Raw genomic sequence first — 13,764 nt, 5'->3', positions numbered from 1 at the left:
GTCCCCTGCCCAATCCCGATGTTAACTTTCCTGTCTATCTTGGAGGGAAAGTTTTGGGCATAAAAACGACGATGGTATCGGCTGTCTTGGCGTTGGTTCTGTCAGGTTGCGGCAGCATCGCGACGGTTTTGCAAAGCGATGCCGATGCCGCTCGCGACCTGCGCAAACAGAAAACCTACTGCCAGTCGATTCCGCGGATGTACAGCGGCCTGGCCTATGATTTCTGCGTACTGAACGCGCCTCCCGACCCAACGGGGTTCCTGGCGCCCTTCGTATTGCTCGATCTGCCGCTCTCCGCCGTCTTCGACACGGTGGCGCTGCCCTATACGGTTTATCGCCAGACGACTGACGGTAACCTCAGTATTTACTGGCGCAAGGGTGGCTATTAAAGCTTCGGACGTGTTTTTAACAAGCCGTTCACGCCAGTGCCATTCGCACAGGGTAATTCCCTTCATGTTTACGCTATAATCCCGCCCTTTAGCTGTCACTCGCCTTGCGCGAGGGCACATCAATTTTCAAGGCGCATCGCGCCTGTATGCAGACTAAAGAGGCTAGACCCCTGTGGCATTGACGATTCTTGGCCTGTCCGGCGCCCTTAGCCATGATCCTTCCGCAGCCTTGTATATCGACGGCAAGCTGATCGCGGCGGCCGAGGAAGAGCGCTTCGTACGCGATAAACATGCAAAGAACCGCATGCCTTACGAATCGGCAAAGTTCTGCCTTGAACAGGCCGGCATCAAACCATCTGACGTTGACGTGGTGGCAATTCCGTTCGCCCCGATCAGTCTGTTCGGCAAGGCCCGCTGGCACTACGCCAAGCGCTACTGGTATGCCCCGGATCGCGCCCTTGATGCGATCCTGATGGGCAATCGCCGTTACAAGCGCTATCGCAACAAGATTGTCTGGTGCCTCGAGCAACTGGGTTTCGATCCGAAAAAGATCAAGATCGAACCGGTCGAGCATCACCTGGCTCATGCTTCCAGCGCCTATCACTGCTCCGGTTTCAAAGAGAAAACCGCGATCCTCGGCATTGACGGCAAGGGTGAGTACGCCACAACCTTTTTCGGTTATGGCGAAAACGGCAAGATTCACAAGATCAAGGAGTTCTTTGATCCGGACTCCCTTGGTGGCCTGTACGGTGCGATCACCGAGTTTCTCGGTTTCGAGATGCTCGACGGCGAATTCAAGGTCATGGGCATGGCGCCGTATGGCGACGCCAGCAAATATGATTTCTCGCGCCTGGCCTCGTTCGAGAATGGCGAGCTGGTGATCAACACCGACTATGCCAACGTCATCGGCCTGCGTCGCTACAAAGAGAAGGGCAAGGGTTTTTACTTCTCGCCGAAGCTGATCGAGTGGCTGGGTCCCAAGCGCGAAGGCGACATCGCTGACGAACCGTACATTCACTACGCCGCCAGCATGCAGGCGCTGTTCGAAAAGCTGGCGTTGCAGATGATCGACTATTACTTGGGCGACGTGCTCAAGGAAACCGGCAAGCTGGCCTTCGCCGGTGGCTGCGCGTTGAACGTCAAGCTGAATCAGAAAATCATTGCCCGCGACGACATCAAGGAATTGTTCGTACAGCCTGCCTCAGGCGATGCCGGCACCGCAGTCGGTGCTGCGGCCTATGTGTCCCACGCCCGCGGCGTGCCGGTCGAGAAGATGGAACACGTCTACCTTGGCCCGTCGTACTCCAACGAGGACGTGATTGCCGCCTGCGCCCGCCACGAGAACAAGCCGACCTGGCGCAAGCTCGACAACATGCCGGAGCAGATCGCCAAAATCATGGTCGAGGGCAACCCGGTGGCCTGGTTCCAGGGGCGTATGGAATTCGGTCCGCGCGCACTGGGCGGTCGTTCGATTATCGGCTGCCCAAGCGTGGCCGGTGTGGCTGATCGTATCAACCACCAGATCAAGTTCCGCGAGCGCTGGAGGCCTTTCTGCCCGTCGATGCTCGACACCGTTGCGCCACAAATGATCAAGATTGATCACCCGGCGCCGTTCATGACGTTCACCTTCGAAGTGGCTGAAGAGTGGAAGACCCGGGTGCCGGAAGTTGTCCATGAAGATGGTACTTCCCGTGCACAGGTGCTCAAGCGTGAATACAACCCGCGCTACTACGACATGATGAAAGCGCTGGAAGACCTGACAGGCAACGGCGTGTCGTTGAACACTTCGCTCAACCGCCGTGGCGAGCCGATGATCTGTTCGCCGACCGATGCGCTGAACATGTTTTTCGGCTCTGACCTGCAATATCTCATCATGGAAGATATTCTTGTCGTCAAAGAGGGTGTGCAAGGAAACAGTCTTGACTGAGACACTGATCAGCGTCGTCATTCCAGCCTACAACTACGCCAGGTCCCTGCCACGCGCCGTGGAGTCGGTGCTGGCGCAGTTGCATGAGGCTGCAGCGGATCTATTGGTGATAGATGATGGCTCGACAGACGCGACGCCTCAGGTGGTGGACGCGCTTCAGGCCGAACACGCCGGGCGTTTTCGCGCCTTGCGCAAGGGTAATGGCGGACTGTCTTCGGTGCGCAATCTGGGGATCGAGGAAACCACCGGGCGTTTCCTGATTTTTCTCGATGCGGACGACGAGATGGCGCCCGGAGCGCTGGCAGCACTGTCGGCGCATATCGCGAGTAATCCACAGAGCCGGATGATCATCGGCGCTCACTGGTCGGTCTTTGCCGGCGGCAAGCGCAGCCTGCAGGCAGCCAAGCCGTTGCCGCTCACAATGCGCCAGCGGGTGAAGGGCTATCTGCTGGACAAGACGGTGTCGATCTCCAACGGCGCCTGCGCCATGCATCGCGAGGTATTTGCTCCAGGGGGCTACCCCGAACACCTGCGCAACGTGGAGGACCTGCCGGTGTTTGCCCAGGTCCTGGCGCGCTTTCCGTGCAGTGTGGTGGAGCAGCCTCTGGCGCTGATTTACAAGCACGCTGACAGCATGCGTCATGACTTGCGGCAGAGCCTTGCGGCCGGAACAGAGCAAGTCGTCAATGAAGTTTTTTCAAGCCAGCGGATGCCGCAGGAGCTTCAGGACTTGCGCCAGGCTTTCCTGGCCCAGCGTTGCCTGTCCTTGTTTCGTGACTGCTACTCCCATGGCGAATACGCACTGGCCAAGACGTTTTATATGCAAGCGCTACGTGCCGACTGGCGCATCCTTGGGCGTTGGTCGTACTTGCGTAAAGCCTTGCGCCTGCTGTTCCGATAGTCGGATTATTGTTTTTTTGCGTACCTGTGGCGCGTGATGTTGAGGGGGCTGGGTGAAAGGTACGGACAGTAAATGGGCGGTCAAGGCCGCTCAAGTAATCAATGAGCGACCGGTCAGTGTGGCGTTCTGGACGAGTATCCTACTGTCGCTGATTGCTGTGTCGGGTACCGCAACGGTCGGGCGAGACGCCGCGTTATACATCGATACCGCGCAACAGGTAGTCGAGCATGGACCTGATGTCGCCTGGCTGCACTTCGACTGGCCCTGGTTTTCCATCCTCCTGGCACTGACCCATCGCTTTGTGCATTTGCCGCTGGAGCTGAGTGCTTATATCTGGTGTGGGCTGTTTTTCGCCGGTACCTCTGCGTTGATGGTCGATTGCGTCCGTCGGCGCTCTCCCGAAATCGCCGGCTGGGCATGTCTGGTCGTGCTGGCGATGCCTGCGGTCAATGCCTTTCGAAACGACATCATCCGCGAGTGTGGCTTCTGGTTCTTCTGCACGCTGACCCTTTGGCTGGCGCTGCGCTGGCAGGACCGTGGCGGCTGGTTGCGGGCAATCCTGATTCATCTGGCGATTGTCTTCGCAGCGTTGTTTCGCCTGGAAGCCTTGCTGTTGCTGCCGGCGCTAGGGCTGTGGCAGTTGCCCAATCTGTGGTCTTCCGAGCGGCGCATGCAGTTTGTGCAGTTCGCCCTGCTGCCAGTGTTGGGGCTGGTGGCTGCGTCTGCCTGGGGCGTATTCATGTCGGCGCGCTTCATGGTTTATCTGGACATGATTGCGCCCCACAGCGTGTATGCCTCGTTCCAGATGCTTTCGGAGCAGTTTGCCAATTCGCTGATCAACAAATATTCGCAAGACGAAGCCGGGCGCATCGTGTTTTTCGGCATGCTGGCCGCGCTGGTGATAGGTTTCGTCAAGTTGATGGGTCCGTTTGCCGTGCCTTTCGTGCTGCGTCGCAATTGGGCAGTGTTGGGGACCTACTGGCGTGACTATCGTCCTTTCGCCTGGGCTGCGCTGCTGTATCTGGTCGTGCTGATCCTGTTCTTCATCAAGCAGCAGTTCATGAATACCCGTTACCTGAGTTTCCTGAACCTGGCATGTGTGCCGGCACTGGCCTTGGCGCTGGCGGCTTTTGCCCGGCAGTTTCCACGCTGGACCAAGGCGGTTGTGGTCGTGGCGCTGCTGGTGATGCTGTCCAACGTGATTTCTACCGGTGCCGGGAAAACCCATTACGTTGCGGCAGGACGCTGGATGTCCACGCATGTCGAGCGGGATGCCGCCGCCTGGTTCGAAGACGGCCGCATCAGCTATTACGCCGGGCGGGGTTATGTCGTGCCTGAGCTGACCCGTGAGCAGGCGATGTCCCCGCAGTACGCCGGCAATTACCGCTACTTCCTGATTGAAGGCAAAGGCGATGAGCCCTGGCTGCAGGCGTGGCTGGTGGCGCACAAGATGCGCATCATCGAGCGCTTCGCCAACCGCAAGGGCGCCACGATTCTGGTTATCGGCCCGTAAGGCTCAGTCGAGCAGCGGGCGCAGGCGCTCGATCAACGGCGCCTGGCGGTTATGCGGCAGCGCCTGACGGTAGCCCTCGAGAAAGGTCTGGCCGGCGTCGTTGCCGAGCAACCACTGGCGGTCTTCCTTGTAGCGAAGCAGGTGGGCAAAGTTGCGCAGGCGCTTGCTGTCGCTCAGGGCGCGTGCCTGGCAGCGCAGGTCGGCGATATCGATCAGGCCAAGGTGGTTTTCCGGGGTCTGTACCACATTGCCAAAGTGCAACGAGCGAAAGTACACGCCTTTTTCATGCAGTTGCGCGATGAACGCTCCCAGCCGGGCGCGCAACGTATCGGTTTCTTGCGTCGTGTCCTGCAACTGCCGCACGGTTTCGCCCGCCAACGGCGTGTAATACACGCCGTCGCGCTGAATGCTCGGAATACGGTAAACCGCAATCACGCTCGGACACAGAATGCCGCGCTGCTCCAGCGCCCTCGTGTTGTTTGCAAAGCGTTGAGCGTAGGGGAAGAACAGCGCAGAACTGAACAGGCGTTTGCGGCGAAACAGTTTGAGCATGCGACCGTCGGCCAGCCTCAGCACCTTGTCGCCGGAGCCGTCGGCTTCCAGTACGTGTGCACCCTTGCGCAGTGCCTCGTAAGTGCTGTGATCAATCGATTGCATGCCTGACTCCCCATCGTGAGCCGGCTATCTTAACCGACTTGGCCAAGGCTGGCGCCCAGTGATGTTTATTGGCACAAAAGGGCCTGTGATATCATCGCCGCCTCACTGATTTGCGCGGATTCCCATGAGCAGTCCTGAACCGAAAGCCCAGTCTACGCTGGCGATCTATTTCCGCCTTTTGGCTTACGTGCGGCCCTACGCCGGCCTGTTCATCCTGAGTATCGTCGGGTTCCTGATTTTCGCATCGACCCAACCGATGTTGGCCTACATCCTCAAATATTTCGTCGACGGCCTGGCCAATCCGGAGGCCGCCCTGTTCCCGGGCAACCCTTATCTGGGCAAGTTGCAATTGCTCGAAAGCGTGCCGCTGTTGATCGTACTGATTGCCGTCTGGCAAGGGGTCGGGTCTTACCTGGGCAACTACTTCCTGGCCCGGGTTTCTCTGGGGCTGGTGCATGACCTGCGAGTGGTGCTGTTCAACAAGTTGCTGGACCTGCCCAACAGCTATTTCGACAAGAACAATTCCGGTCACCTGATTTCCCGCATTACCTTCAACGTGACCATGGTCACTGGCGCTGCCACGGATGCGATCAAAGTGGTCATTCGTGAAGGCATGACGGTGATTTTCCTGTTCTGCACGCTGTTATGGATGAACTGGAAGCTCACCCTGGTCATGGTTGCCATCCTGCCGGTGATCGGCCTGATGGTGAACAGCACCAGCAAAAAATTCCGCAAGCAGAGCAAGAAGATTCAGGTGTCGATGGGTAATGTCACCCACGTCGCTTCCGAGACGATTCATGGTTACCGCGTCGTGCGCAGTTTCGGCGGCGAAACCTATGAAAAGGTGCGCTTCCGTGATGCCAGCCAGAGCAACACCGACAAGCAACTGACCATGACCAAGACCGGTGCGGTCTACACGCCGATGCTGCAACTGGTGACGTACAGCGCGATGGCGGTGGTGATGTTTCTGGTCCTGTACCTGCGCGGCGATGCCTCGCCCGGCGACCTCGTGGCCTACATCACCATGGCGGGTCTGCTGCCCAAGCCGATTCGCCAGCTCTCCGAAGTCAGCTCGACGATCCAGAAAGGCGTGGCCGGTGCCGAAAGCATTTTCGAGCAACTTGACGAGCCGGCGGAAATCGACCGCGGGACGGTCGAGCGTGACCGTCTGCAAGGGCGCCTGGAAGTGCGCAACCTCAGCTTCAGCTATCCCAACAGCGAGAAGAAAGTTCTCGATGACATCAGTTTCGTTGTCGAGCCGGGGCAGATGGTTGCGCTGGTGGGGCGCTCCGGCAGTGGCAAGTCCACCTTGGCGGGGCTGATTCCGCGCTTCTATCAGCACGAACAGGGGCAGATTCTGCTTGATGACGTGCAGGTGCAGGACTTGACCATGCGCAGCCTGCGTCGGCAGATCGCGCTCGTCACCCAGCAGGTCACCCTGTTCAACGATACGGTCACCAATAACATTGCCTACGGCGATCTGGCGGGTGCGCCGTTCGATGAGGTCAAGCGCGCGGCCACCGAGGCCTACGCCGATGAGTTCATCGTCAAGATGCCGCAAGGCTATGAAACCCTGGTCGGCGAAAACGGCGTGCTGTTGTCCGGCGGTCAGCGTCAGCGTATAGCCATCGCCCGGGCATTGCTCAAGGATGCGCCGCTGCTGATTCTCGACGAGGCCACATCGGCCCTCGATACCGAATCCGAACGGCATATCCAGGCGGCGCTCGATCACGTGGTGCAGAACCGCACCACGCTGGTGATCGCTCACCGCTTGAGTACCATCGAGAAGGCGGATCTGATCCTGGTCATGGACGAGGGGCGGATCGTCGAGCGTGGCAGCCATGCTCAACTGCTGGAACTCAACGGTTACTACTCGCGCTTGCATGCCAAAGAGTTCGAAGAAGGTGACGAGCCGCAACCGACCCATGCGACCGACCTATGCTGACGGCGTTTCGCGTCTGGCGTGAACGCGGCTGGAGCGAGATCGACCAGGCGGCCTATGCGCAGGCCTGGCAGCGCTTTGGCGGCAGTGTTGCGACGCACCCCGACGTCGTTGAGCGGTTGTCGACGTTTGTCGGCATCAAGCTGCACTATCTGGGCTGGATCGTCGACGGGGAAGTGGTCGCCGCCGTTGCCTGCTGGGGCCGGCACGCGGCCTTGTCCAAAGAGGTGCTCAAGCGCGAGGGCAAGCGCGGGCTGCTCGACATGGGCAATGCCGAGCTGATTCTGCCGATCGCCCCGGACGTTGTGGTCCCGGTGCGTCAGCGCATGGCCTACGTGTCGCAACTCAATGCCGAGCGGATCAGCACCCTGCGCAGCCAACCCGAAGGCCTGGCGCTGGCGCGGCTGCCTGAGGATTATTCGAAGAAATTTCGCTACAACCAGCGTCGCGAACAGCGCCTGCTGGAAGAGGCGGGCGGCTCGCTGGTGCCAATGTCTGATTTCACGCCGCAAGAGCAGGCCGCCGCTTACGGCGATCTGTTCCAGCGCCGCTGGGGCTTCGAAGTGCCCGGCAAGGCCGGGCTGGTCGAGGTGTTCACCCTGCTGCGCGAATTCATGACCGGTTCGGTGGTCATGCTGGAGTCGGCGCCTGTCGCGATCCAGATTCTGTACCGGGTCGAAGCGCCGGAATGGGTTTCGCTCGAGTACGTCAATGGCGGCGTCGACCCGCAAAGCCGCGAGTTCAGCCCGGGCAGCGTGCTGAGTTTTGTCAACACTCAGCAGGCCTGGGCGGATGCGCAGGCGCTGGGCAAAACACTGCGCTATTCGTTCGGTCGTGCCGACCGTGAATACAAGGATCGCTGGTGCCACACGGTGCCCGTCTACAAGGTCTGAAGCCATGACTGCTCGCAAACAACAGCTGCTCAAGGCGCATCGACGCAGCAAGCGATGGTTCCTCGTCGCGTTCCTGATCGCGCTGCTCGCAACCGGGTTCTGGCTGGGCTGGTGGCTGGTGCCGGTGCTGCTGGTGCTGGCGTGGGTGGCTCATGAGGCGTGGTTTGCCGATCACCTGTTCTATCGGGCGACTGACGACTATCACTACCACTTTCCCGTCGGCACCGCGCGTCAGGCCGTCAGCTTCGACGCTGGCGTCGTGCGCCTGAGCGAGCCGCTGGCTGAGGGCGAAACACTGCTGCTGGAGCTCGAAGTCAAAGCCAGTTGGCTGGGCCGTTGGCGGGACCCATACGTCGAGGCGGGCGATGATCGCCAGGACTTCGAGCGTGGGGTCAGAGGGCGTCGCTTTGTCAATCTGTCGGGGCAGGCCGCGGCGCTGGCACAGAGCGCCCTGGCCTTGCGTGGCCGCCACTGCACGCTCAGTGCGGCGGGCACGTTGTGGATAATGGCTAATCCTGACTATGCCCGACAGCGGGTCATGGTCATTGCACCCCATGCCGACGACGCGGAGCTGGCAGCGTTCGGCCTTTACAGTCGCAGCGAAGAAGCGAGCATCGTCACCCTGACTCAGGGCGAGATAGAAGCCGACGACTTTCAGCGGCTGGGTCTGGACAAGGCTCAGGCGGCACGGTTGAAGGGCAGGCTGCGCAGTTGGGACAGTCTGACCATTCCTCTATGGGGCGGGGTGCCGGCCGCTCGGTGCGTGCAGTTGGGGTACTACTGTCTGCAGTTGCCGGCCATGGCCGAAGCGCCCGATACAGCATTCGGCTCGCGTGAGTCTGGCGAGAATGATGTGCGCAGTGTCCGGCGGCACAACCCGCTGCGCCTGCCGGGCGATGTTGACGGTGCGCCGACCTGGACCCACCTGGTGGCCGATCTCCAGGCACTGCTGGAGCACTTTCGCCCCGAAGTGGTTGTCACGCCTCATCCCGAGCTTGACCCGCACAGCGATCACGTGGCCTCCACCCGCGCCGTGCTGGAAGCCATCGCCGCCAGTTCCTGGAAACCGGCAACCCTGCTTATGTACGCCAATCATCTGCATGACAACGACCGCTGGCCCATGGGCCCGGCCGGCAGTGGTATTGCGTTGCCGCCGGCGATCGAGCCGTTGCCGGCCGATCGTTTGTGGAGTCCGGTGCTGTCGCCGGATGTGCAACTGGACAAGGCCATGGCGCTGGCCATGGAGCATGACTTGCAGGGCGCGGAGGGTTTCAAGCGACATTTGCGCCGTTTGATCCAGCAGGTGCTTGCCGGGCGGCGTTGGCCTGCCACCGGCAGTAACGAATTTTTCCGCAAGGCCGTGCGGCGTCATGAGCTGTTCTGGGTGCGCGACCTTTCAGATTGAAGCGGACGGCGCTTTACCCTGTGTTAATATCGCGCCCCTGTTCATTTTGTATGTGGGTTGCTCCATGAAGTTGTCCATGCCGCGTTTCGATCAAGCCCCTGTCTTGGTAGTCGGCGATGTCATGCTCGACCGTTACTGGCATGGCGGAACCTCACGGATTTCCCCTGAGGCACCGGTGCCGGTGGTTAAAGTCGAGCAAATCGAAGACCGTCCGGGCGGTGCCGCGAACGTTGCCTTGAACATTGCCGCGCTGGGTGCGCCGGCCTCGCTGGTCGGGGTGACCGGTGATGACGAAGCCGCCGACAGCCTGAGCAACAGCCTCAAGGGCGCGGGCGTACGCGCCTTGTTCCAGCGCATTGCGCACCAGCCAACCATCGTCAAGCTGCGGGTCATGAGCCGGCACCAGCAACTGCTGCGTATCGACTTCGAGGAACCGTTCGCCACCGACGCGCTGGCCCTCGGCTCGCAGGTCGATGAGTTGCTCGAAGGCATCAAGGTGCTGGTGCTTTCCGACTACGGCAAGGGTGCCTTGAAAAACCATCAGGCGCTGATTCAGGCGGCCCGGGCGAAAAACATCCCGGTGCTGGCCGACCCGAAGGGCAAGGATTTCTCGATCTACCGCGGCGCCAGCCTGATCACCCCGAACCTCAGCGAGTTCGAAGCGATCGTCGGCGGTTGTGCCGACGAGCACGAGCTGGTCAGCAAGGGCGCGACGCTGATGCACGATCTTGACCTCGGCGCGCTGCTGGTCACCCGTGGCGAACACGGCATGACCCTGTTGCGTCCGGACCAGCCGGCGCTGCACTTGCCGGCCCGTGCCCGTGAAGTGTTTGACGTGACCGGCGCCGGCGATACCGTGATTTCGACGCTGGCCGCCGCGATTGCCGCCGGGGAAGAACTGCCGCACGCGGTGGCGCTGGCCAATCTGGCTGCCGGCATCGTTGTCGGCAAACTCGGTACCGCGGCCATCAGTGCCCCGGAACTGCGCCGCGCCATTCAGCGTGAAGAAGGCTCCGAGCGCGGTGTCCTCGGCCTGGAACAACTGCTGTTGGCCGTGGCCGATGCCCGTGCGCATAACGAAAAGATCGTCTTTACCAACGGCTGTTTCGACATCCTGCACGCCGGTCATGTGACCTATCTGGAGCAGGCCCGGGCCCAGGGCGATCGTCTGATCGTGGCGGTCAATGACGATGCTTCGGTCAGCCGCCTCAAAGGCCCTGGCCGTCCGATCAACAGCGTCGACCGGCGCATGGCCGTTCTCGCCGGGCTGGGAGCCGTGGATTGGGTGATCAGCTTCCCTGAAGGCACGCCGGAAAACCTGCTGCGCGAGGTCAAGCCGGACGTGTTGGTCAAGGGCGGCGATTACGGCATCGACCAAGTGGTCGGCGCTGATATCGTTACTGCTTATGGGGGCACCGTGAAAGTGTTGGGTCTGGTGGAAAACAGCTCGACGACCGCGATTGTCGAAAAAATCCGCAGTCGCTGATCAGATGAATCCATATCGTAGTGGACCGTGTGTGAGCGGATTTTTCGCTGGCGATCACGCCGTTTGCGTTGGTCTGGCAGGTTCGGAGACGCTGCGCTTGCCTGCCAATCTTGCGTGGTTGATCAATCTATGAAGGTCATGCTCCTGGTGATGGACGAGCAGCGGGTCATTCTCGACCGGCTCTACGAGATCGTGCAGCAGAACTGTGATGAGTGTTTCATCTATCGGTTGAGCAAGCAGCAGCAGATGAACCTGGGGCCGTTTCTGGCCTCGGTTGATTATCAGACCTTCGACCGTGTGGTGATTTTCTCGCGGGTCAAGCGTCTGGCTCCGCAATTGCGGGTACTTAAATGCATCCCGGGGCTGGTGTTTCTTGAGCACGACGCCTATCAGAATTACATGCCCGCCAGTAAATACCGTGGCGTTTATTCGCGCCTTTACCGCCGCCTGCCGAGTTGCCGGGCGCTGGTATCGGGTGCCGTGGTCGCGCGCAAGATGCTCGCGGAAGGCATCGACACGGTGTTCGTCTCCAAGGGCTACGACGAACAGATGCTGCATAACACCGGCGTCGAGCGAGACATTCCCATCGGTTTTCTCGGCAGCCTGAAAAGCACCGAATACGCCGAGCGCAAGGCGATGCTCGAATCGCTGGCCAAGCGCACGGGCATGCTAGTGACCCGCACCCAATCGGGGGCGGAATATCTGGAAACGCTCAATCGCATCAAGATTTTTGTCAGCGCCGATATCGGTATGAACGAGTTCATGATCAAGAACTTCGAAGCCATGGCGTGCGGCTGTGTCTTGCTGGCCTGGAGTCAGGGTGAAGAAGACCGCCTGCTCGGCTTCGAAGACATGCACAACACCGTGTTCTATCGCAGCGAAGACGAGGCGGTGGCGAAGATCAAGCTGCTGCAGGACAACCCGGAGCTGGCCCAGGGCATCGCCCGCAACGGTCAGATGTTTGCCGAAAGCCGCTACTCGTTTTCCCGGGTCGGCCAGGCACTCGCCGAAGCCATCCAGCGCGAGATGCGCCCATGGCAGCCGCCTTCGGCGTTCACCCGGTTTTGGGTGAAGCTGCGTTACGGCATGAAGGTGCCGGCCTGAATGAGCGATCAGCACATGGCGCTGGATGCGCTGCCCGGCGGCGACCAATCGGTTTTGCAGGCCTTGCCCGACGCAATGCGCGAATGCCTGAGCCGCGCCGCCCGAGTGGTGCTGATCGCCAATAATCCGGCCATTAGCGCAGCCGACTTCGAGGCGCTGAACATCGGCGCCAATGATGTCGTCGTCAGTTTCAACCACTGCATCAAAGCGTCGCTGCTCAACGAGCAAAGCGTCAATCTTTTTGTGCACGGCTACAACGCGCCCGATGCCTATTTCTTCGGGCTGCCCGGCAACGCGGAAGTACGGCGACTGTTCGACCGCGCGGGCGATCGCTGCTTCACCATGCTGGTGGGTTGCGCAGCACCGATGTGTCCATTGCCGCGCGTTGCGATGTACTGGGATCGCATTCCGTTGCCGGCGCTGTGGAATTACCCGGTCGACCGCCCGGGTGGCAAACGCTATGTCGGTCCGTCCACGGGCTTCAACACGCTGGTGCTGTTCGACTGGCTGCGCGGGCATCTCGGTTACACCTATCAGTTGATGACCCTGGGCTTCTCCAACGAGGCGGGGAAGCTGTGGGGTGGCCATGCCTGGGATTACGAGCGGGACTGGTTGCAAAAGTCCGATGTCATTGTCGTACCGCTGCAACCCCGACGCTGGTGGCAGAAACTGTTCAAGCGCAAATAAGCGACTCCGCAGTCAGGTGCCTGCCGGGCCGAATCATTTCTTCATAGGTGCAATCGAGTGTTGAAAATTGCCGTGGCGTTTTTCGGAATTCCGAGAAATTCGCAGATCTGCTTCCCTTCAATCGAACAGAACGTACTGGCGCAGTTGCCCGCGGGCAGCGAGGTGAAGTGCTTTTATCACCTGTATAAAGTCGATGAAGTGCACAATTTGCGCTCCGGCGAGAAAGGCGAGCTGGCGGCTGACAACTATCAGCCCTTCGAGTCCATGAGCGGCTCGCTGACCTCGACCGACGGTGTGCTGGAACGCTGGGATTTCGAGCGGGTCAAGGCGCAGGGCGATACCTGGGCAGATGACTATGCGTCGTTGCGCAACCTGATTTATCAGCTCAACTCGCTGCATACCGTGACCACGTTGATGGAGCCTTTCGAGCCGGATTTCGTTGTGTTTGTGCGACCGGACAACTTCTTCCACAGCGCACTGCCCGGCTACGTGTTCAGCCACCCCGAGGCCCGCCGGCACAATGCCTATGTGCCGGACTGGCAATGGTGGGGCGGCCTCAACGACCGCTTCGCCGTGTGCGGGCGCGATACCTACGTCGCGTATGGCAAGCGGATCGAGCGGATCTTCGACTTTTGCCAGGCGACGGGCAGAAAATTGCACTCCGAGCGGTTGCTCAAGTACGCGCTGCTCCAGGCGGGTGCCAAGGTCTGCACGTTGCCGACCCAGGCGTCGCGGGTGCGCATCAATGGTGCATACGCCGACGAGTCGTTTTCGCCCAAGCGCGGCATGGGCAAACGCGAAAACCGCTACTTTCACTTCTTCGCGACGTTGCGCACCTGGATCGATCGCCGACGCTGATC

The 13,764-nt window shown here is 60.3% G+C and carries 12 protein-coding genes; 11 read left to right on the top strand and 1 reads right to left on the bottom strand.

Annotated features, from left to right (window positions below):
• Positions 1 to 71 precede the first annotated feature (71 nt).
• The 4 genes from HU739_RS15200 (at position 72) to HU739_RS15185 (ending at position 4,730) form a co-directional block, all read left to right on the top strand.
• Entirely contained in the window at positions 72 to 389 is a 318-nt protein-coding gene (locus tag HU739_RS15200) for a YceK/YidQ family lipoprotein (protein ID WP_186549547.1), read from the top strand.
• A 172-nt stretch (positions 390 to 561) separates the two neighbouring features.
• Positions 562 to 2,316 carry a carbamoyltransferase family protein gene (locus HU739_RS15195; protein ID WP_186549424.1) on the top strand — a complete coding sequence of 585 codons (1,755 nt, stop codon included), beginning with the start codon at positions 562 to 564 and terminating at the stop codon, positions 2,314 to 2,316.
• Positions 2,309 to 3,217, top strand: a complete 909-nt coding sequence (locus tag HU739_RS15190; RefSeq protein WP_186549422.1) for a glycosyltransferase family 2 protein — start codon at positions 2,309 to 2,311, stop codon at positions 3,215 to 3,217. Before HU739_RS15195 ends, HU739_RS15190 begins: the two co-directional genes overlap by 8 nt.
• Positions 3,218 to 3,269: 52 nt before the next feature.
• Positions 3,270 to 4,730: a hypothetical protein gene (locus tag HU739_RS15185; RefSeq protein WP_186549420.1), complete on the top strand. Its 1,461-nt coding sequence runs from the start codon at positions 3,270 to 3,272 to the stop codon at positions 4,728 to 4,730.
• A 3-nt stretch (positions 4,731 to 4,733) separates the two neighbouring features.
• On the opposite strand, the gene HU739_RS15180 is transcribed toward HU739_RS15185, so the two are convergent.
• Entirely contained in the window at positions 4,734 to 5,387 is a 654-nt protein-coding gene (locus HU739_RS15180; protein ID WP_186549418.1) for a lipopolysaccharide kinase InaA family protein, read from the bottom strand.
• 124 nt (positions 5,388 to 5,511) lie between these two features.
• Between HU739_RS15180 and msbA the strand changes: the two genes are divergently transcribed.
• The 7 genes from msbA (at position 5,512) to HU739_RS15145 (ending at position 13,762) form a co-directional block, all read left to right on the top strand.
• Complete coding sequence (gene msbA / locus HU739_RS15175) at positions 5,512 to 7,332, top strand: lipid A export permease/ATP-binding protein MsbA (RefSeq protein ID WP_186549416.1); 1,821 nt, start codon at positions 5,512 to 5,514, stop codon at positions 7,330 to 7,332.
• Positions 7,326 to 8,222, top strand: coding sequence for a GNAT family N-acetyltransferase (locus HU739_RS15170; protein ID WP_186549414.1), 897 nt, complete (start codon positions 7,326 to 7,328; stop codon positions 8,220 to 8,222). The genes msbA and HU739_RS15170 overlap by 7 nt, the downstream gene beginning before the upstream one ends.
• Before the next feature lie 4 nt (positions 8,223 to 8,226).
• Complete coding sequence (locus HU739_RS15165; RefSeq protein ID WP_186549412.1) at positions 8,227 to 9,627, top strand: PIG-L deacetylase family protein; 1,401 nt, start codon at positions 8,227 to 8,229, stop codon at positions 9,625 to 9,627.
• A gap of 64 nt (positions 9,628 to 9,691) precedes the next feature.
• The gene (gene hldE / locus HU739_RS15160; RefSeq protein ID WP_186549410.1) at positions 9,692 to 11,113 is read left to right on the top strand and encodes a bifunctional D-glycero-beta-D-manno-heptose-7-phosphate kinase/D-glycero-beta-D-manno-heptose 1-phosphate adenylyltransferase HldE; all 1,422 of its coding nucleotides are present in this window, start codon (positions 9,692 to 9,694) and stop codon (positions 11,111 to 11,113) included.
• A gap of 129 nt (positions 11,114 to 11,242) precedes the next feature.
• Positions 11,243 to 12,217: a glycosyltransferase family protein gene (locus HU739_RS15155; RefSeq protein ID WP_186549408.1), complete on the top strand. Its 975-nt coding sequence runs from the start codon at positions 11,243 to 11,245 to the stop codon at positions 12,215 to 12,217.
• A complete protein-coding gene (locus HU739_RS15150; RefSeq protein WP_186549406.1) occupies positions 12,218 to 12,904 on the top strand; it encodes a hypothetical protein in 687 nt (228 codons plus the stop codon).
• 57 nt (positions 12,905 to 12,961) lie between these two features.
• Positions 12,962 to 13,762: a hypothetical protein gene (locus HU739_RS15145; RefSeq protein WP_186549404.1), complete on the top strand. Its 801-nt coding sequence runs from the start codon at positions 12,962 to 12,964 to the stop codon at positions 13,760 to 13,762.
• The last annotated feature ends 2 nt before the right edge of the window (positions 13,763 to 13,764 follow it).

This window comes from Pseudomonas hamedanensis, assembly GCF_014268595.2.
Classification (GTDB): Bacteria; Pseudomonadota; Gammaproteobacteria; order Pseudomonadales; family Pseudomonadaceae; genus Aquipseudomonas; species Aquipseudomonas hamedanensis.
Note: the sequence above shows the minus strand (reverse complement) of the source record. Positions and strands in the feature narration are given on the sequence as shown.

Bases quoted from the DNA above. Each gene is read 5' to 3' on its own strand.
- HU739_RS15200 (WP_186549547.1), top strand. From the start codon at position 72: ATGGTATCGGCTGTCTTGGCGTTGGTTCTGTCAGGTTGCGGCAGCATC.
- HU739_RS15180 (WP_186549418.1), bottom strand. From the start codon at position 5,387: ATGCAATCGATTGATCACAGCACTTACGAGGCACTGCGCAAGGGTGCA.
- msbA (WP_186549416.1), top strand. From the start codon at position 5,512: ATGAGCAGTCCTGAACCGAAAGCCCAGTCTACGCTGGCGATCTATTTC.
- HU739_RS15170 (WP_186549414.1), top strand. From the start codon at position 7,326: ATGCTGACGGCGTTTCGCGTCTGGCGTGAACGCGGCTGGAGCGAGATC.
- HU739_RS15165 (WP_186549412.1), top strand. From the start codon at position 8,227: ATGACTGCTCGCAAACAACAGCTGCTCAAGGCGCATCGACGCAGCAAG.
- hldE (WP_186549410.1), top strand. From the start codon at position 9,692: ATGAAGTTGTCCATGCCGCGTTTCGATCAAGCCCCTGTCTTGGTAGTC.
- HU739_RS15155 (WP_186549408.1), top strand. From the start codon at position 11,243: ATGAAGGTCATGCTCCTGGTGATGGACGAGCAGCGGGTCATTCTCGAC.
- HU739_RS15150 (WP_186549406.1), top strand. From the start codon at position 12,218: ATGAGCGATCAGCACATGGCGCTGGATGCGCTGCCCGGCGGCGACCAA.